The organism is uncultured Kordia sp., from assembly GCF_947496985.1.
In the GTDB taxonomy this organism is placed as follows: domain Bacteria; phylum Bacteroidota; class Bacteroidia; order Flavobacteriales; family Flavobacteriaceae; genus Kordia.
The window spans coordinates 603,201-623,859 of sequence record NZ_CANMEZ010000003.1 but is presented as its reverse complement, the minus strand read 5'-3'; the positions used below and the strand labels follow the sequence as shown (position 1 = coordinate 623,859).

The window sequence follows — 20,659 nt, the reverse complement described above, 5'->3', positions numbered from 1 at the left end:
CTTTTTTATTTTTTAATTAGCTTTTGTGTTTGTGTACCTGTATTTGTTTGAACTTTTACAAAGTAGATTCCACTTGAAAGCTCACCAACATCAATAATTTTGTGTGTACTATTTGCTATAGTAGTGTATATTTTACTTCCATTTAAATCGTAAATTGAAATTTGAGTCATTACTACATCCGTATTGATATTTAATGTTGTATCCACTGGATTTGGATATACATCAAAAGCAGCCAATTTGTCAAACTCCCCTACAGATAAACTGAACGGCGATTCTATAGCTCCTAAATCAACTGTTCCATGTTGAATACGAGTATTTCCATATACATCTTGTTCAAAACCAGCAATGATTCTGGTATTATCACCTGCGTTTACAGCTACTGATGCAGTAGTTAATGAGTAGTCGTAAGAACTTAGGTCAAATGGTGAATTATTTAGTGAAGGTGCATTTGCAAATAAAGGATCTATATTCATTACATTGGTACCTGTACCGTAACCGCCTTCAATTATGGAGTTATTGATGTAATTTCCTGAATCAATTTGTCGTAAATTATAAGACGTATTTCCGTAAATGATACAGTTATTGATATTGATTCCTCTGTTATAACTTCTTACGGGTTCAGTTGTAGCACCTATAGAAGAACTGTTTCTGTTGTGTGCAATTGTTACGTTTACAAAGTTAATAGCATCAAAAGTACTACAATAAGTACTTATAATTTTAGAACTAGAACTTGTTACTAAATTTCCAACAATTAATGAATTTGTAAGTTGAAAATTGGTTGTGTCAGTTCCTACTACAATAATGTCTCGTGAGTTCGCTGTGTTGTTATTAATAATACAACGATCCATAATTAATTCAGGTCCATCAAATGTAATTACAGGAATATCACCTGTATTTCCTATAAATTCACATCGATAAAAGTACAGGTTTGAATCGGAAACATTATCTGCATAGATAGCGCCTCCACCATTATAATCAGAGCTATTACTTATAAAGCGACAGTCTTCAAAAGTTACATTTGATTCATCTAAAAAACAGGCGCCACCAGCGCGATATGCATAGTTATTAAAGAAAAAGCAGTTTCTAATGGTTATATTGGATGCCTGATTTCCTTCTGCATAGATTCCTCCACCATTCCCGCTTGGATCGTACGCAGAGATAATTCGGAAACCATCCAATACAAAATCACTAGTCAAATTCAATATTCGCATAATGCTTTGAGAATTGTCTATTACCGAACCTATTTGACCTATGTCACCAGAAAGTGTTGTAGGGTTTTGATCTATGTTTCGTTGATTGATTGCTGTTTCTGTCCCAGTAAAACCGCCATATAAATTTACGCCATTTCGCATTTCAAAAGCAACATTAATATCTGTAGTTGTAGTAGGTTTGTAAGTTCCTGCAGCAACCCAAATTTCATCTCCAAAAATAGCGACACTTAACGCTGATTGTAAATCTGGAAAGGCATTTACCCATGAAAAACCGTTTCCATTTCCTGTGGCACTTTGATTTACGTAATAGGTCACCGCATGACTTGTGTTATAAATTGCTATTATAAAAAATAGTCCAAGTAATTTTTTCTTCATTTAATGATGTTTTAATTTTTATGTTTTTGTTTGATGGATAGTGTTTATTACTAATAATTGTATTTGATGTAGTTTGTTACTTTTGTATTTAAGTTTTTGATATTATTGTTTGATAAGCTTTTGTGTTTGAATTCCTAAATCGGTTTGAGTTTTTACAAAATAAATTCCTTTGGATAGATTACGGATATTTAATTGATACTCTCTTAAACTGTTTTTTACTTCAACAGCTTTTAATTGCCTACCATTGATATCACATATTGTTAATTTTTCAATTTCGTGATTTGCGCGTATTGTACACAATCCTTTTGTTGGATTTGGATAAATAGCTACATTATTCTTATGAAATTCAACTACGGATAAAGGTTCTACTATTTCTGTACTAACGGTATTTGTAATAATAGCTGGATTGAAGTCGAAATAGATATCTGCTGTATTTTTCATAACGTCACCAATTGCAGCTGTATTTCTTGGTTTTATTTTGTAAGCAATATAACCATGAGAACCTGGTTCATTTGAGGTACTATCTGGTAAATTAATGTTATTGAAAATGAATTTTAGTTTACTGTTATTTCTTAGTTCTATAAAGTGATTGTGACTTACATACTCAGGAATGAAACTACTTGGATCTAAATTTGGATCTAAGTTATTTTCTACTTGCACGTTTATTGCACTTGCTGTTCCTGTATTTTGGAATCGGATAATATAGTGTAAGTATTCATCAACCTCATTTATTGTAATTTGTGGGCCTTCTAATACTGTAATATCATTAGGATCGTATGAACCAATTAGTATTTGATCAAATTGTATAGTATTATCAACAGGGTTATTGTCACCTGGAATAGGATTTATTACCCCTGTAAAGGTTAATGTTTCATCAATATTTACTGTTGGTGGAGGAAATATTTGAAATTCTAACCGTATTGTTCTTATTTCTAATGGATTGAGGTAATCATACTCAAATGTTAGCTGATTACTTGTTTGAGATAAAACACTTTCTGTTGCAGATAAGAAACTTAATTTAGTATCATCAAAATCTACGGATAATGTTCCACTTTGTACTACAGTTCCAACATTTTGATATGTAACAGCATATGAACTTGTAAATCCAGGTCTGGCGTCTCCTAAAGGAATAATGCTAATTTTTAAATCATTTACGAGTTGATTCGCAGTAAAGCAGAAATCTGCATTTTCTATAGTTCCAAATCCAGTAAAATTTGAATCTACAGCATTTGGTACAACATCATAAAAATCAAGGTTTGATTCAATAGTTGTAGTATACATTCCTTCTTCCGTAGGATACAATTGATAGTAACCTGCATTATTTGTGAATGTTGAAATTGATTCTGTTCCATTTGTTGTTGACACCATAAGATTCGCCATTCTTGTATCACCATTATCACAGCCATCATTATCAATATCTAAGCGAATTATACCACTAAGTCTGTTTGAAAGTAGTCCGCTATTACTATACCATGATACTGCATGATCATCATCACCTTGCGTAACTATAATGTCTAGTTTTCCATCTCCATTAATATCTCCTGGAAATGCACTATTAACTTCTTCTACAGTATTCGTAATTACATGTTCTGAACCAAAATTTGAACCATCTAAATTTTCATACCAAAAAACGCTTGATTCTTCATGTGAACTTGATACTATGTCCATGTCTCCATCTCCATCGATATCTGCAGGATAAATATTTCTAGAACCATAACTATTTGCTTCTGAAATGATTCTTCTGTTACTAAAACCTCCTAGTCCATCTACATTTTCAAACCAAGCTAAAATCTGATCTTCATACATAGCAGCTATTAAATCTAAATCACCATCTTCATCTAAGTCTACAGATTTTACAATATTACATTCGTCATTAAAAATTGTTGTTTTTGGTCCAAAATTACCTAATCCACCTGTATTTTCTATCCATCCCATTTGCCCTGAATTTCCAGAACCATCAACACCAGTATATACAATATCATTATCATTGTCACCATCAAAATCTCTAATTTCAAGATGCGACAGTTTATTTGATCCCATTGACGTTATCACTTCAAAAGGTCCAAAAGTACCGAGTCCATCCAAATTTTCATTGTAAGCAAGATAATTAGAACTTGTATTTACATGATTGATAGAAACGATGTCATCATCACCATCACCATCTATATCAGCAGGAAAAGCTGTAGAGGCAACATTGGGATTTGCTATTATTTCGTTAGGAGTAGAAAAATTACCTTGACCAAAATTTTCAAGCCACATAAGGTTATTTCCATATGAAGTCACTATATCTATATGTCCATCATTATTGATATCTGAAAACTGTAACTTACCAGAAGCTTCTGTACTTAAAACAATTTGATTACTAAAATTGCCAAGTCCGTCTAAGTTTTCATACCAAACTAATGTATTTAAATTTACTATATAAATGATGTCTAAATCATTATCATTATCTAAATCAATTGCTCTTGACCGCGAAGGTGTATACCAATATCTAGAAATTATTTTTTGATCACCAAAGTCTATATTGTCTCCAGAGTTTTTAAGCCAAAATACATTTGAATGTTCATATCTAGAACTTCCTAGAATATCTACATTTCCGTCATCATCTATATCTTCAACAGCTATGGATGCAATTCCTTCTGTGTCTCTATTTACGGTATGCAGTGTTGAAGAAAAATTACCTAAACCATCTAAGTTTTCATACCAAGCAATTCGTTCAGGATCATGCCACTCAGTTCCACCAGTAATGATGTCTAAATCTCCATCATTATCCATATCTTTCGTTTTTACCGACACAAATCTATTTCGTAAGTTGTTTTGGTAAACTATATTTGCAGGACTACTTGTAAAGTTTCCTAGTGCATCCGTATTTTCTATCCATCCCATTTGATTGTTTGCCGTGTATATAACATCTTTATCGCCATCAGCATCAATATCACTAACATAAACCTGAGAAACAACTGAGTAATTCATTTCTGGTATATACGTATGAATTACTTCTTGACTTCCAAAAACTCCTTGTCCATTTAAATTTTTCAACCATACAATTTTTATATAGTTGTCTTCTAATAAAGAGTTTGTAACAATATCCATGTCACCGTCACCATCTAAATCATCTAAGTACATTGAAGATGGATTAGAAAGATATGCTATACTGTTAGCTGTTCCAAAATTTCCCTGACCATCTAAATTTTCAAACCAAGCAATCGTGCAACAATCATATGAAGCTACAATATCAATATCACCATCGCCATCTATATCACTTCCAAAAACTGAACGCGCGGCTGAAGCGTATTCAACCAGAATATTTTGACTCCCAAAGTTACCTTGTCCATCATTTTCATACCATGCAATTTTACCATCTTCATCAGATGCCGAAATTAAATCTATATCACCATCACCCTCAATATCTACATCAAACAAAGACCGAACTTCGTATGCGTTTTCAGTAATTAATTTTAAGTTTCCAAATGTGCCCTGTCCATCAATGTTTTCTTGCCATCCTATTTTTTTTGCAGCATAAGAACTTGAGATAACATCTAAATCTCCATCACCATCAACATCAGACAAAAGGACTTCGGAAGCGCCAGAAACACTAGCATCTTCGTTTATGATTTCATTGTTATAAAAATCAAGTTGCGCATTTAACCAAAAGAAATTAAATAGTACAAGTAGTGGTAATATTTTTTTAATCATGTATTTTATTTTTAACTAAAATGTAATGTTAGCGATGCAATCATTGAAGTGGTTTTCACAATTTTTTGACAAATATACTTTCTTTATTACTTAATAAACAGTTGAAAAATTGCGTTTTTTATTCCTTAAAAATCCCTGTATAAAACCATATTTATAAGCATAACAAACTAATTCTGAAATTGAGTCAATATTGAGTTTATTTTTAGAAATGGAATAAAAGGCCTTCACTATAGAAAGTAGCGGTCTTTGATATTGTATAACTTCTTTATTGTTTGATAAGTTTTTGTGTTTGAATTCCTAAATCGGTTTGAGTTTTTACAAAATAAATTCCTTTGGATAAATTACTGATATTTAATTGATATTCTCTTAAACTGTTTTTTACTTCAACAGCTTTTAATTGTCTACCATTGATATCATATATTGTTAATTTTTCAATTCCGCGATTTACACGTATTGTAAACAATCCTTTCGTTGGGTTTGGATAAATAGCTACATTATTCTTATGAAATTCAGCTACAGATAAAGGTTCTACTATTTCTGTACTAACGGTATTTGTGATAATAGCTGGATTGAAGTCGAAAAAGATACTTGCTACTCCATTGATTATATCACCTACTTCTACATCACTTTTAGGTTTTATTTTAAAAGCGATAAAACCATGAGAATTAGGCTCGTCTGTAGTACTATCTGGTAAGTATATATTATTAAAAATAAAGTTTACCATAGCTCCATCTGTAATTTCAACACTTCCACTATGACTCATACTTTCCAACTGCATCGTTTGCCAATCAAGTTTGGCATCAAAAATATGTTCAACATTGACATTTATAGCACTTGCTGTCCCAGTATTTTGAAAACGAATAACATAATGCAGATATTTATCTATTTCGTCTATCGTAATCTTGTCACCTTCTAATACCTGAATATCATTAGGATCATATGAACCTATAACTAGCTGCTCTAACTCAAATATATTGTCTTCTTGTGTATCATCTCCAGAAACTGGGTTAATAGTTACTGTAGTAGTTAATTCATCATCAATATTTGTTGTTGGTGGAGCAAATAATGTAAAATCAAGATCAATAATTCCTGTTTCTAAAGGATTTAATGCTGAATAATCAAATGTTAGTAAATTACTAGTTTGAGCACTTACGGTTTCGCTAGCAGTAACAAATTGCATTTTAGTATTATCAAATTCAAATGTAATAGTTCCGTTTAATTGCGTTGTTCCATTATTTTTATATACTATTCGATATGAAGTATCAAAACCTGGTCTTGGAGATCCTAACGTTGGATATACGTTGATATTTAGATCATTGACAACACCTACAGGTTCAATACAAAAGTCAGCTGTATATTGATTTCCTAATCCTGCAAAGTTGAACATATGCGAAGTTGGATTTGCGGTAAAATGGTTTGGCAATTCAGATGTAATCGTTGTTGTAAAATTTCCTGCGGTAGTTGCAATTTGGTATGCTCCATTTTCATTCGTAAATGTTGCAAAACTATTGCTTCCATTGTCAGCAATCACCATAAGATTACTTCCAACTATATCATCATTTGTGCAACCATCTGCATTTGTATCTATACGTACATTACCTTCAATTCTATTCCCTAAAACTCCAATATTTTCATATACAGAAACTTTTCCTATGTATGAATTAGCGAAATATCCAAATGCCGCTATAATATCCATATCGTTGTCATTATCTACATCTGCAATGGTTACTGATTGTCCTCTAGTAAAGTCAAAAGCTTCATCAATAATTTGTCTATCAGCAAAGTTTCCGTTTCCATCTGTATTTTCATACCAAGCTAATTTTCCAGAAGTTTGTGAATGACCAGAAGCCGTTACAACATCCATATCTCCATCGTTATCTATGTCAGCAGCATAGATTTCTCTACCATGAATTGTTAGCGTTGAAATATCGTGTTCCGAATAAAAATTACCGTTGGAATTTTCATACCAAACAACCGCATCAAAACCACCACCACCATTGGCACTAACCGCAATGATATCATTATCACCATCACCATCTACATCGGCTGGATAAACTGCTTGTTTTCTACTAAATATAGAAAAGTGTTCACTTTGAAAATCTCCCAATCCATTTGAGTTTTTATAAAGGAACATATTAGTATTAAAAGAAGATGCAATAATATCTAGATCATTATCATCATCTAAATCAGCTACTTCAAGAGAAGTAAGAGATCCGTTGTTTCCGCCTGAATCATAAATTACTTGTTCAGCTCCAAATGTTCCATTTCCATCTGTGTTTTCATGCCAAAAAAGTTTATTTGAATTGTATACACCATATACCAAATCCATATCACCATCGTCATCAAAATCACCTGAACGAATAATAGTTGCTCCAGTACCACTATCATTGATAAGGTGTTCTGTAGTGAAGTTTCCCTTACCGTCAACATTTTCTAGCCATGCCAATTTTGTATAATGAGCAAAAGCTATATCTAAGTCACCATCGCCGTCAATATCAACAGGATAGGCTTTAGGAACCTGATTACCAGTCCCTGCATTTTCAGTAATTATATATTGTTTCCCATAAAAGCCAAGTCCATTTACATTTTCAAACCATGCTAGTTTTGCATCGTGTTGTGAAGTTGCTAATATGTCAACATCACCATCGCCGTCAAAATCACCATGATATACATTGTTAGGATACTGTATTCTTCTACTTATAATAGTTTCTCTACCGAAAGTGCCATCGCCATTTACATTATTATACCAAGCTACTTTATCATCATCTTTGGATGATGAAATAACATCTTGATTATTATCACCATCAATATCCGCTACCGTTACAAAGTTTGATCCGATAGCTTTTGTAGAAATAATTTGCTCGCTTCCAAAATTACCATCACCATTGGCATTGCTAAACCATGCGATTTTATTATCATCTGCAGGTGTAAATCCTGTATTATAACTAGACGCAGCTAGTAAAATATCTTTATTATTATCATTATTGACATCTGCTATATGAATCTCTTTTACTTCTGTAGCATTGGTCGTAACATTATTTGCAGCACTAAAATCACCTAAACCATCCTGATTTTCATACCAATTAATTTCATTATCCACTTGTGACGCCGCAATGACATCTTTATCTCCATCGTTGTCAATATCTGAAGTATATATTGCTACAACTCCATCCGTTGTGCTTGTAATTGTTGTTGCTGCGCTAAAATTTCCATTGGTTAAATTTTTAAGCCAAACAATTTTATCTAGGTTATAAGATCCTAAAATAATATCTTGATTGTTGTCTCCGTCTATATCATCAACATATATTATAGAAGTGTTATCAATAGATGAAGTATCGTCAGAAATAATTTGTTCTGTAGCAAAGTTTCCATTACCGTCAATATTTTCATACCAAATTAATCTTCTCACACTTGGCGAGTAGCTTCTGTAATAAGATACAACATCTATATCGCCATCACCATCAAAATCAACAGGAAATACAGGAACAGTCCCAGAAGGATTATTTGGAGTAATTGTAACAAAGGACTCAAACTCTCCTGTACAGTTTGTATTTTTAAGAAGCTCAAAAGTGTTGTTTGTAACATTCAATACATCTACATCTCCATCATTATCAAAATCTGCTAAGTGTATCGATTTAACTGAACTGTTAGCAGAAATAGAATTTTTGTCACCAAAACTTCCAGTTCCATCAATATTTTCAAACCAGTTTATTCCTTCTCCTCCTATTGCAACAACATCTATATCTCCGTCACAATTAATATCTGCAGATTTAGCCATCAAAGGTGCTCGGACTGAATAGGTATAATCAATAACAACGGATTCCTGAAAACCAATTTGCGCTTCAATATGGCTGCTAATTAGGTATAATAACAGTAATAGTAATTTTTTTTTCATTTTGTTTGGTATGTTAATCGGTATATGTTAATATTCTAAACAAAATTAAAAAAATAAAAACTATATTTTTCTATACTTTAACAAATCATTCGTCTGTTTTTATAAATTGTATCCATTTTTTATAATATTTACACTTTACAACTCCACAAAACCATGCTTTATGGCGTAGTTCACCAATTCTGAAACGGAATGAATATTGAGCTTGCTATACAAGTTTTTTTTGTGCGATTGTACTGTGTTTACAGAAACAAATAGTAGTTGGGCAATTTCTTTGGTTTTTTTGTTTTGAGCAACTAGTTTTAACACCTCTATTTCACGAGGTGTGAGTTTTACATTTTTGATTGTTTCAATTTTTGGCACATTTGTTAAGTCATTGATTAGAATATTCGTTAAACGCTGATCTACAAAGGTTTCTCCTTTTCCAACTTTGTGAATGGCTTCTATCAACATTTCTTTGCTTGTATTTTTTAGAATGTATCCTTTTGCACCTTTTTGCATTGCATTTTTGATATATTCAATTTGATTGTGCATTGTGAGCATTAATACATTCATACTAAGTTCTAAATCATTTAAAGCATCTAATACATTCAAACCATCCATTTCGGGCATAGAGATATCTAAAATCAAAACATCAATTGTGGTAGATTGCAAAAACTGAAGTGCTTCTTTCCCTGAGGTAACAATATGTATTTCAAAGGTTTCTGAACTATTTTGCAGCATCAATTCGATACCTTCAGAAACTAAACTGTGATCATCGCATATGAGTAATTTCATAGATTATTGTATTGGAATGTCAATATTTATAATTGTTCCGCGCGATTCATTAGAATCTATATGACACGAACCGTCTATTGTTGCTAATTGTTTTTTTAGATTTTTTAAACCTATTCCACTTTCCTCCTTTTGTATATCAAATCCTTTTCCATTGTCTTCTACCATCATGTTTATTTGATCTGTATTTCGTGTAATATTGATACTTAACTCACTCGCAGCTGCGTGTTTTAGTACATTGTTGACTAATTCTTGTAAGATTCGGAAAATAAAAATACTGATTTGTGAGTTTTCAAAGTTCTCTAAACCATGAATGGTTGTACTTACTTTTAATTGTTGATTTTCTATTTTTTTAGAAAAACTTGTAATCGCGTTTTCTAGGTTGAAATCAGGAATTGGATCTTTATCAAACCGATGTGAAATGTTTCGAACTTCATCAGTTACATTGTCTAAGATCTGATTTGTTTTTTCATAGAGTTTTTTGGTGCCTTCATGTTCTTCTATGATGTTTTTATCAAATGCTTGAAAGTGAAATTTCACAGATGTTAATAAGCTTCCAATGTTGTTATGCAGCTCTTTAGAAATCTCTTCTTTTTCTTTTTTCTTTGCTGATAATGTGGCGTTTATAATTTCAATTTCCTGATCATTGACTAAGTTTTGTATTTTTTGTTTGAGTACTATTTTTTGTTGTTCCGCTAATTGATTCGCCGCTTTTTTGAGTTTGTAAAAGTAGATTGCTATGATGACTACCAAACAGAGAATGATCGCGAAAGCAAAGAGATATGCATATAGTTTTTTGTTTTCTGATTCTTTTCGTGAAGCAATTTCTTCCGCTAATGCACGATCTTTTTCGAGTAATGAAATTTCTGCTTTTTTGACTTGTGAATGATATTCTTTTTCTGATGCTGCCATTTCCCATAGCTTTTGTTCATTAAAAACAGAATCGTTTAATACTTCATATACTAATTGATATTCATATGCTTTTTTATAGTTTCCTTCATTAAATGCAAATTCACTTTGTTTTTTGGCTAAATATCTTTCTACTGTAAGGTTTGAAGCATTTTTTGATAGCGCTAAAGCTTTCGCTAATTCGGCTTTCGCTTTTTTAATTTGATTGTTATTTTGATATATAGTTGCTTTGGAAATATGAATTTTAGCGATGTATGAACTGTCTTTTTGAGCGTTAAAGTAGAGCGCCGCTTTATCTAAATAATTAATTGTCAAATCTGCGTCTCTTTCAACATATAATTCCGCTATGTTTAAATATCCGCGCGCTAGTTGAAATGAATCTCCAATTTTTTCTTTTAGCGCAATGCTTTTTTTGAAATAAGCCAATGATTTTTCATCATCCGATTTTTCATAAAATAATGCTCCCAAGTTATTATATAATTTCGCCTCTTGTACTATGTTTGCTTTTTCTTTATAATGATCTAATGCTTTGGTATAGTAGAATTCTGCAAGTTTGTAATTGTTTGATAAACTATAGACATTTCCCAGGTTTACATAAGTTACAATTGTTTGTCTATCGATTACTTCTTGTTTGTTGAGTAATAAAGATTTTTGGTAGTGATATACCGCAGAGTCATAAATACCAGTAACAGTATATACATTTGCAATATTTACATGTGTTCTACTCTGTTGTTTTTCTGTAATGCTACTATCAATAATTGCCAATCCTTTTTTATAGTTTTCCAACGCATCATCATAGAATTCATTTTTCTTAAATAATAATGCTTTTGTATTGTATACAGCAAGTAAACCTTTGTAATTCTTATTTGATTGTTCTAATTGTTCAGATTGTTTTAATACACGAAATACACTATCTAACTTATTTTTGTTATTCCAATAATGTGCCTGAATTCGCAAACTTTTGGCTTGACCTTTTTTATAAGTATGCAACGTAGCCAAAGAATCTGCTTTTTTAGCAAGTGTGTAACAATGCTCCCAAGCTCTTTTTCTTAAAAAATCAAAAGCAAGTATATTTAGACTATCAATATGTTGTACATGTTTTGTTGTTGTTAAAACTTTTTCTTGTTTACAACCAACAAAACATGTAGAAAGCATCATAACACAGCTTAAAATGCTTATAATTTTATGATTTATAGTATATTTCATTCCTGAAGAATCACATATATTATTTATCAGTATCATCAATAATATCAGTATCTTCATAAGTAATTACCGTACGCTTTGTTCCCGTAGGATCTGCTGTACCTACTTTCATTGATACTTTCGTAAGAAGCACATTATTGTCTTTGTTATTAAATTCGAATTTTGCATTTTCATTATTTATGATTTCAAGAAAATAATTGATTGCATAAAACCTCCTAACTGGTGGCTCATTTCCATCATCGGGTATTAGATATAACTTTAATTCTAAGAGTTTCAAATCTAAATCTTCCCATATGATGTTTATATTATTCAAATCTTTGTTTTCAAAATCTTTGAATTTTAGGTTAGGTATCGTTGTCCATGCTGTTGCATATACTAATATTTTATTAGTTTCTGCTTTATTTTCACGTTGTATTCTAATTTCAATATTTGATATTTCTTGTGGACTCATTTCCATGATTTATGGTAAGTATTTGTTAGTTATAGTAGTTTAAAAGATGCTATAAAGTATCATCAATTACATCTGTATCTTCATATGTAATTACTGTACGTTTCGTTCCCGTTGGTTTTTCATTAGTAATTACATTGATTAAGAATATGAAGTCATTTTTTTCATTAAATCTAAAGTCTAATTCATTAGTATTAAACTCAAAAACTTTATAGATTAATGTTGGCTTTTTCAATACTATTGCACCTTCTTTTCTTAGAATATGAACATCTAAATTTAAAACTCCTGCCACATCTTTTTCCTCATTTAAGTTTCGTAAATCTTTTACTTCAAAAGCCTTTATTTCAACATTAGAGAATTGACTCAAAATTGTGATGTATACATATACTTCATTCGCTACATCTCCTTTATTTCGAGATACGTGAGCATTAAATTTTTTAATTAGTGACATAGATTGATTCGTTTTATTGTTAGTGTTTAGTCAGTTTTAACGGTATTAAGTTAGTAAAATATAGTTGCTTCTTGTATGTAAATACATCTTATTTATTGTTTAAAATTACAGGGCAATCCTAAAAGTGCCCTGTAAAAAAATAAACTGACTTATAAATTTGCATCTATATGTGTAATTAATGAAGCATCTAACGATCTTGACTTATCATCAGCAGGAATGAATATTCCTGTACTAGAATCATATTTTACAGAAATCGTATTAACACCTCCGCCAAATTTTAACTGTGTCATTGGAGAAGTTACTGTTGTTACTACCGTATTACTTACTACTTGTGATTGTAACCAGATATAAACCGTTGTATATGGCGTCATTATTGCCGTACTTGCTAATAATACTGGAACTGCAGAAACTGCATTTCCTGTGATTTCTGTTCCATTAACATTCGCGTCTTGGAATAATCCAACCGTCATAAATGGTTTTTCTGCATATTTATTTTGTAATGCATACGAATCTGGAGCTCCACCACTTGCAGGTCCTGAAATAGTAGCATTACTTTCTAAAGTGTATAGTTTGTTTTGAATTGCTCCAACTGGCACACTAGAGAGTTGATTAAGTGTAGCCCCATTTTCAACTTGACTCGTAGAAGCATAGATTCCATATTCTTCTTTCCATGTTAATGTATTGGCTTGCATTGGTTTAAAAACTTGCCAAGCAACATTTGGATTTTCTCCACCTGTTGGTTTTGCCACTATAATATTAGTTCCTGTGGCATATATTACTTCTAACTGTTCGTCTGTAAACGCTGTATTTAAATTAAATGTTGACATAATTGTTTTGGTTTTAAAAAATTTCTCCTACTCTATTTATGGCTTTTCGGATAGCGCCATTTCCTAGTATTTTTTTTGTATTATGAACAATTACATTCGTCGTTCTGAGCGGCTAATAATAGTAATGCGAGATCTCCCGATGATAATTCTTCCGTGTTTTTTGCCGCTAAAACTGGCATTGGCAATGAAATTGCAAATGATTTACTCACACATTTTTTCCCAACTGGCCAAGGGAAATCAATGCAACCTTCTAATTTTAAGTTGAAACTAATAACCTGTTTTGTCACTTTAAAATTTCTAATAGACACTTTAATCGATACCTTAGAAATTGGTTTAAATTCAAAATCTGCGTCTGCACTGAATGAAAATGTTTTTGAATAGTTTCCAAAAGGAGTTTCTGCAGTTAATCTAATTTGTACTGAACCATCTCCGTTTGCTGTTAATTCGGCACAAACTCTAAATCCTGCTACTTTAGGAGTGCATTTTCTAACTGATTGTATATCGAATCCTTCATATACTTCGTTACTTTTTACTGCTGTAATTGTTGACATAATTGTTTTGGTTAAAATTTTTTGTTCTTACTCTCTTAAGGCTTTTCAGATTCCACCTGTGGTAATGATCATTATTTTTGTACACTCCAAAACTAGTATTAGCACAACTGCTATAAAACACACATATACGGTATTTTTGTCTCACCTATTTATGTGAGATTTTTTTATTTTTTTAGGTTTAATTATAGAAAAAGGATTTAAACACTTGTAAGCATTGGGCTTTCAATAATTATACGGTAGTGACTACATAGGTCAGACGATTTTATAATTTTAATACTTTAGGGAAGTTTTATATTCGTTTTCAACTAGAATAATAGTATTCTACATGTTATATATTTGAACAATCTATTTTTATTTTATGAATTTTAAAAGATGCAAAAAAGTAGATATACCTGTACGACTTATAATTTTTTTAATAGATATGGTAGTGATTACTTTTATTGCCATATTTCTTCCCCTTATTATGGGTTCTTTTGGGCATTCAGAAAGATTATATGTCTAAGCTTCGATTTTTGGTTATTATTTTAGAAACACTTACAAGTCAAACCTTAGGGAAGATGGTTCTAGACCTAATGTTATCCGAATTTTTATGCGTTCATTTTCACGATTGGTTCCATAGCTATTTTCTCTTACTTTTTTGGAAAACAAAATGAATTGCACGTTTTACTTTCAGGAACACGCTTAATTATAAAGAGAGAAAATCATTCGTTATAGTTTTTTAAACTATACCATCTTTCCTTCTTTTATAAACTCACGTTGAATAGCAGTTATCAGCATTTCATTAGATAATCTGTTTTCATTTTCAGCTAAAGCAGCTAAACACGCATATTGCACAATGTTTACAATGTTTGCTCCTGTAACTTCATAATCTTCAGCAATGACATCTAAATCCAGTTCTTCCGATACGAATGCATCAGGAATGTATTTTTCCCAAAGTGTACGACGTTCTTCAACGCCTGGATTTTCAAATTCGATAATGGATTGAAATCTACGCGTAAATGCTTTGTCAATATTACTTCTGTAGTTTGATGCCAAAATAACCAATCCTGAATGTGATTCTATACGTTGTAGTAAGAATGATACTTCTTGATTAGCATATTTGTCATGCGCATCACGAACACCTGTACGCTTTCCAAAGATGGCGTCAGCTTCGTCAAAGAAGAGAATCCAATCTTTGTTTTTTGCTTTGTTGAAGAGTTGTGATAGGTTTTTTTCAGTTTCTCCAATGTATTTAGATATTACTAATGATAAGTCAATTCTGTAAACATCTTTATTGGTATGCTTTCCCATCAAACTTGCTGTCAGTGTTTTTCCAACACCTGGCGCACCAAAAAACATGACTTTATAACCAGGGTTTATCTTGCCTTCCATATTAAAGTCGTTGAGTAATGTATTGTTGTGTTCCATCCAAACTAATACATTATTGACTTCATTGAGTGTTTTTTCTTGTAAGACTAAATCGTCCCATTCCATTGTAGTTTCAAGCAATTCGGCAGGGAAATCTTGACTTAATTTTGGTTTAGAAATAGATCCGTAAACGAATAATTCAATATATTCATTATCTAACATTAGTTTTCCACTAATTTTAGGTTCTCCGTCTGGCGCAGTTCCTAATGAAAGTATTGATTTTTTATGAAATATATGACTTTCGTCAAACGCTTTTACTACAAAGTTTCGAGCTAAAAAATTATCACCTGCTATGATATAAAGTGCAGTTTCTCCTGTCGGAATGATACCACGGTAGTTGGTTCCTTTGACGCCTCCAAATTCAGGGAAGTCGCTCCCATTTGGAAAATATTCAGATAGTATACTTGTTAAAAAACCGGGTGCTACATGCGGTAAAATAGATAATAAAAGAACGAGTATTTCAAATAATTGCAAGTCATTTTCAATCACAAATTTTGAAAATTCTGAGTCATCAACAGTAAAATCAAATACTGGAAATTCAAAATTTTCATCACTTCCAGAGCTTTTTACAAGTCTATAACGAACTGCATCTTTTATATAATTTATGATTTCTACCTTCATATATACACAGGAGTTTTAATCGTAATTTTTAAGATTTAAAGTACGGAAGAATCCTAAACTTAGACTACGGGAAAAACACCTATTTTTTAGGTATAACTTACATTATTTAAGAAGTCCTAAGTGTTTTTTGATACTATCTATGTTTTTTGAAACTCCTTTATCTCCATTTAATACTCTTTCGTAATACAATAATGTACTCTTACTTAAATGCCTAGCCAACGTAGGTTCATAAGTTTCCCATGAACATTTACTTGATTTCGTTTCGGCATATTTGTATATTTTTTTGTTTTCTTTCTCTAAGAAAATTTCTAATGAATCTCTTATTTTTTCATCTTCAATTTCACCGCCAATGAAGGATTCTACATTTTTGATACTAATGATTCTTGGAAGATAAATTGGAATGTGTGTTACTTTGTACTTTTTTGAATTTATGGCTCTTGAAATTGAATCTGTTAGTTGACTTTCAGGTTTTCTACCACGTTCTTGTAAGCGTTTGATTAAATCACTGAAATAATCTGGATTTTTGTCTAAGTTAGCGCCTGCACTTATAACTGCTGATAGATTTCCTTGTTCTTTTTCATCAAACTCAACGAATGTTATTTCTGGATGTTCTTCTTTAAATTTTTCTAGCAGATATTTTACATAATTGCTGAGTCCATTGATAATTTCTACAAATACAACATTGGTTTCTCTCTTTATAACAGGATTATCTCCATTTTTTAGATTATCATACCAATCTAAACTTGTGAGTAATCCGCTATTGTCTATTGCACCCGCATCAATGTAATGTCCGTAGTTTTTAATTTTTGCTGCTGGACTGAATCCTGGAAAACGATTTGTACAAGAAACTCCTTGATAGAAAGAAACAGCTTCACCATTGTCTAATTGTGATAGATTATCTGCATTTAAAAATAGATTTTCATCATCATACCAAACTGAACAAAATACACCTCGTCGTCCATTTGTTTTAGCTGTGTTTACTAATAAAGCTGGAAAATATACATTGGAATCGTATATGTTATCTTTCCAATAGGATAAAAACGAATTATTATCTAATAACCAACCATCTTTACTTTCTAAGATATTCTGATACGCCACCATGGAATAGTACGCTCTGTCTTTGTGTGGAGCTGCATATGCGTTTAGTGGATATACTTTTCTAATAAAATCCCAGCCAAGTGTGTATGAAATATCCATTGAAGCAAAGTCAGTTAAAGCTACTGTATTAATTCTATCTGTGATTTTATCATATTCATTTTTATATTTTCCAGCAAGTACTGAATACATAGAAAGTCCCATCATACCACCTGAAGCTCCTGAAAAAGAAGCTGTTTGCTGTAAAAATGCTCCATTGGTTTCTTTCTGTATTTCATTTAATACTTTCATTGTCCAAATATTCGCTTTTAAAGCACCTCCGTGAGAAGCGACAAAAAATAATGGCTTGTTATTGGCTACTTTGTTTTTTAATACTGCTTTATAATCATTGATATGAAGTGAATCTTTTCGGACAATATGACTGGCGTCTGTATCTAATTGATGTACTTCTCGTTCACTAAACATAAAGGTTAATGATATAAATAGAATGACTAGCGTTATGGAATACGCAACTACTTTTTTACTTCTACGTACGACTCCTTCTTGGCTTTCTAGTGATATGATTTTTAAGATTCCATCGCTTGAATACCCAAGTGTATCATAGTATTCTTTTACATTTATTTTACCATCATTGTACGCATCTGATTGTCGCTTGATGGCTTGCATTACAAATAAATATTTTAAGATACATGCTAATGTATAGTAGATTAGGTAAATGTATGCCAATAAAATAGGCATTGCATTGATGATGTATGTCCAACCAAAAGCAACTGCTAGGTTACTTTGGATTAAGAGTGCTACCACACCTAAAGCAACAATAAAGAAGAATAAAATGTAGTTAAAATCAATGCTAATGTATTTGATGATTGGCGCTGCACTTGAATCGTATATTTTTGATCTGAATAAACGAAAGTATATATATGTTACTGATAGAAAGAATGTTAATAGTTGTAGTAAGAAATACGTTGTGCAGTTAAACTGACCAAAAAATGAAATCCCAAGAAGCAACAATACCGATACAGTTAGTATTGTTAAGAAAAATAATTCTCCACTTTTGTTAAACTTTTTATACGCATCTGTTGAATCAGTTGTTGCATTCGTCTTTTTGTATGCTTTGTTTTCTTTGTCAATCAAACGCTTTTTTTCTAGCATTATTCCCATTAAGATAAACGGTACGATGTAACATAGAATTTTTAGAATGATAATGATTGCTTTGCTAGTTTCTGCATATAAAAGTTTTGGTTTGAATGTTTCGTGAATGTAATAATGCCAAATACAAAAAATGAATAAGCCAAGCGTATAACGCAAGTATTTTGCCATATAATCTTGTTTGTATTCTTTCTTTTTAGCATTTGGATTCAGTTTTAAAGGCTTTGTTTTGTAAACAAATACGTTGTAAACTCTTAACCATCTGTGAATGTACCAATAGTTTTCATCTTTACTATCATTGATATCTTTTGCATAGTAAATATAGATTGGATAGTGTGAAATAACCAAGGCAAATACAGAGATAATGATGTAACAAAGTATTAGTGAAAATGGACCACCTTCAATCATATCAATTAAAAGTGTGTAAGCTTGATCTAGCGCTTGAACCAATAAAAATATGACTGCTAAAATGATAAGACTTAAGAAAGAAGCACGCCTGAATTTATTAAATGAGGCAGAAAACTTATAAATTCCATTAATGGCACATGTGGGGAAATTTTTAAGGCATTCGATTACTTTTTTCATAAAACTTGGTTGGTTAATTTTGTAAGAAATAAATATACAAAATAGTTTTTTTCAATTTTTTAGCTACATATGGGTATTATTGTGATTCCGTTTTTTTGATTTCTGTTACTGTTTTTCGGTACATGTTTTTAAGTTGAATTAGTTGTTCTTTTTGTACTGTTGGCGATTTTTCTAATTCTTCGATATTGACTGCTATTTTACGAGCTAATTTTCGTCTATCTTCTGTACTTGTTGGCATTTCCTTGATGTATTGATGTGTTTGTGCAAATTTCTTTACATCTTTTGCGACTTGGTTTGAAGTGTCTTTTGCAAGTATTTTATCTGAATAGGAAATCGCTTTTTCATCATTTCCAAGTGCGATCAATGCTGTTCCTATTTTTTTAATTTCTTCAGGTTTTTTAGTTTCGGGCTCTTCTTCTTTTTCTACATAAAGATTTACTTTTTTAGCAAGTTGATCTTTTATTTCTTCGTTTTCAGGACATTTTGCTAATGCATTCGTAAGAGATTCTACATCTAATAATACTTCTTCTTTTTTGTATTCAAATAATCCGACAACATTTGCTTCTGATATTACCGAAAATCCCATCATGATAAATGACAAAATCATAAACCAAATCATTTTGGTCATCGGTTTATCTTTTTTAAATAGTAGAAACATAAATGCTAACGAACATAGAAATAGTGTTCCTCCGCAAATAAGTAGTATAAGTTCTGTTGTTTTCATGGCAGTTTGGTTTGATTTGATAATTTTTTTGCATTACCAATTTTTATAAAATTCGAATTTTAAAGGTCTTTCAGAAAATTCAAATCCTGTTAGTTTTTCTTTTTCAATTGCTTCTTTAAATTGATTAGAGATATAAAATCCATTATCCAACCTAAGAAAAAACAAATCTGACGGTCTATTTAAAACTACTTTCGTAGGTTTCATTGTCAATTCATAATCAGAATCTTTAGCTATTTTCCGTAAAACATCAAAATAGGTAGTTTCAGTTATTTTGTCTTTATAGATATACTTAGGTTCTTCGGCTATATCATCAAAGATTGTAAATTCTGATTTTTCAAAATCTACAATGGATAACGTTCGCAGTAATTCTAGAAGAAAATAATCATATGTATCATTTTCATGATGAACTTTGCATGGTATGATTTTACTATTTTCTAGTGTAAATTTTTTAGATAATGTAATAAAATCTGCGCTGTAGAAACATTTATGCCAAAAGAATCTAGCACTTAGTAAGTCTGTTATTTTAGCTTGACTCATGACTGCAAATTTTGTTAAATCTAATTCCTCATCAATACAACCCGAAAAATCGCTATATTTTTCAAAACGTTCTTCTGTATTATTATCAGGATCAATAAAATCATGAATTTGGTAAACAGACTTCGCGAAGATGTCTCCTATCTCTTCTATATCACTACTACTTTCCAGTCTATAATACTTTAAATTTTCCATTGTATATTTCTT

13 protein-coding genes are annotated in these 20,659 nt (G+C 31.3%); all 13 read right to left on the bottom strand.

Translation table 11 applies throughout. The features are described 5' to 3' along the window. Window positions 1-5: 5 nt before the first annotated feature. Window positions 6-1,586 (bottom strand): T9SS type A sorting domain-containing protein, encoded by a 1,581-nt coding sequence (locus tag Q0828_RS11165; RefSeq protein ID WP_298420575.1) that lies wholly within the window; start codon window positions 1,584-1,586, stop codon window positions 6-8. 102 nt (window positions 1,587-1,688) lie between these two features. Further along, a complete protein-coding gene (locus Q0828_RS11160; RefSeq protein ID WP_298420574.1) occupies window positions 1,689-5,282 on the bottom strand; it encodes a T9SS type A sorting domain-containing protein in 3,594 nt (1,197 codons plus the stop codon). 265 nt (window positions 5,283-5,547) lie between these two features. Further along, complete coding sequence (locus Q0828_RS11155) at window positions 5,548-9,177, bottom strand: T9SS type A sorting domain-containing protein (protein WP_298420573.1); 3,630 nt, start codon at window positions 9,175-9,177, stop codon at window positions 5,548-5,550. 135 nt (window positions 9,178-9,312) lie between these two features. Beyond that, window positions 9,313-9,951, bottom strand: a complete 639-nt coding sequence (locus Q0828_RS11150) for a response regulator transcription factor (protein WP_298420572.1) — start codon at window positions 9,949-9,951, stop codon at window positions 9,313-9,315. 3 nt (window positions 9,952-9,954) lie between these two features. Next, the gene (locus Q0828_RS11145; protein ID WP_298420570.1) at window positions 9,955-12,063 is read right to left on the bottom strand and encodes a tetratricopeptide repeat-containing sensor histidine kinase; all 2,109 of its coding nucleotides are present in this window, start codon (window positions 12,061-12,063) and stop codon (window positions 9,955-9,957) included. Between the two features lie 19 nt (window positions 12,064-12,082). Beyond that, on the bottom strand, window positions 12,083-12,511 hold the full coding sequence (locus Q0828_RS11140) for a hypothetical protein (RefSeq protein ID WP_298420568.1): 429 nt from the start codon (window positions 12,509-12,511) through the stop codon (window positions 12,083-12,085). A gap of 49 nt (window positions 12,512-12,560) precedes the next feature. Continuing rightward, window positions 12,561-12,959, bottom strand: a complete 399-nt coding sequence (locus Q0828_RS11135; RefSeq protein ID WP_298420566.1) for a hypothetical protein — start codon at window positions 12,957-12,959, stop codon at window positions 12,561-12,563. Between the two features lie 149 nt (window positions 12,960-13,108). Continuing rightward, on the bottom strand, window positions 13,109-13,786 hold the full coding sequence (locus Q0828_RS11130) for a hypothetical protein (RefSeq protein ID WP_298420564.1): 678 nt from the start codon (window positions 13,784-13,786) through the stop codon (window positions 13,109-13,111). 80 nt (window positions 13,787-13,866) lie between these two features. Next, complete coding sequence (locus Q0828_RS11125) at window positions 13,867-14,337, bottom strand: hypothetical protein (protein ID WP_298420562.1); 471 nt, start codon at window positions 14,335-14,337, stop codon at window positions 13,867-13,869. A 723-nt stretch (window positions 14,338-15,060) separates the two neighbouring features. Further along, window positions 15,061-16,365 carry an ATP-binding protein gene (locus Q0828_RS11120; protein ID WP_298420560.1) on the bottom strand — a complete coding sequence of 435 codons (1,305 nt, stop codon included), beginning with the start codon at window positions 16,363-16,365 and terminating at the stop codon, window positions 15,061-15,063. Window positions 16,366-16,467: 102 nt separating this feature from the next. Beyond that, window positions 16,468-19,194 (bottom strand): hypothetical protein, encoded by a 2,727-nt coding sequence (locus tag Q0828_RS11115; protein WP_298420558.1) that lies wholly within the window; start codon window positions 19,192-19,194, stop codon window positions 16,468-16,470. A gap of 76 nt (window positions 19,195-19,270) precedes the next feature. Further along, window positions 19,271-19,918, bottom strand: a complete 648-nt coding sequence (locus Q0828_RS11110) for a hypothetical protein (protein ID WP_298420556.1) — start codon at window positions 19,916-19,918, stop codon at window positions 19,271-19,273. A gap of 33 nt (window positions 19,919-19,951) precedes the next feature. After that, complete coding sequence (locus Q0828_RS11105; protein WP_298420554.1) at window positions 19,952-20,647, bottom strand: hypothetical protein; 696 nt, start codon at window positions 20,645-20,647, stop codon at window positions 19,952-19,954. Window positions 20,648-20,659: the final 12 nt, after the last annotated feature.

Coding starts and splice junctions, on each gene's coding strand:
- Q0828_RS11105 (WP_298420554.1), bottom strand. CDS start 20,647: ATGGAAAATTTAAAGTATTATAGACTGGAAAGTAGTAGTGATATAGAA.
- Q0828_RS11155 (WP_298420573.1), bottom strand. CDS start 9,177: ATGAAAAAAAAATTACTATTACTGTTATTATACCTAATTAGCAGCCAT.
- Q0828_RS11140 (WP_298420568.1), bottom strand. CDS start 12,511: ATGAGTCCACAAGAAATATCAAATATTGAAATTAGAATACAACGTGAA.
- Q0828_RS11145 (WP_298420570.1), bottom strand. CDS start 12,063: ATGAAATATACTATAAATCATAAAATTATAAGCATTTTAAGCTGTGTT.
- Q0828_RS11135 (WP_298420566.1), bottom strand. CDS start 12,959: ATGTCACTAATTAAAAAATTTAATGCTCACGTATCTCGAAATAAAGGA.
- Q0828_RS11150 (WP_298420572.1), bottom strand. CDS start 9,951: ATGAAATTACTCATATGCGATGATCACAGTTTAGTTTCTGAAGGTATC.
- Q0828_RS11130 (WP_298420564.1), bottom strand. CDS start 13,786: ATGTCAACATTTAATTTAAATACAGCGTTTACAGACGAACAGTTAGAA.
- Q0828_RS11115 (WP_298420558.1), bottom strand. CDS start 19,194: ATGAAAAAAGTAATCGAATGCCTTAAAAATTTCCCCACATGTGCCATT.
- Q0828_RS11125 (WP_298420562.1), bottom strand. CDS start 14,337: ATGTCAACAATTACAGCAGTAAAAAGTAACGAAGTATATGAAGGATTC.
- Q0828_RS11110 (WP_298420556.1), bottom strand. CDS start 19,918: ATGAAAACAACAGAACTTATACTACTTATTTGCGGAGGAACACTATTT.
- Q0828_RS11160 (WP_298420574.1), bottom strand. CDS start 5,282: ATGATTAAAAAAATATTACCACTACTTGTACTATTTAATTTCTTTTGG.
- Q0828_RS11120 (WP_298420560.1), bottom strand. CDS start 16,365: ATGAAGGTAGAAATCATAAATTATATAAAAGATGCAGTTCGTTATAGA.
- Q0828_RS11165 (WP_298420575.1), bottom strand. CDS start 1,586: ATGAAGAAAAAATTACTTGGACTATTTTTTATAATAGCAATTTATAAC.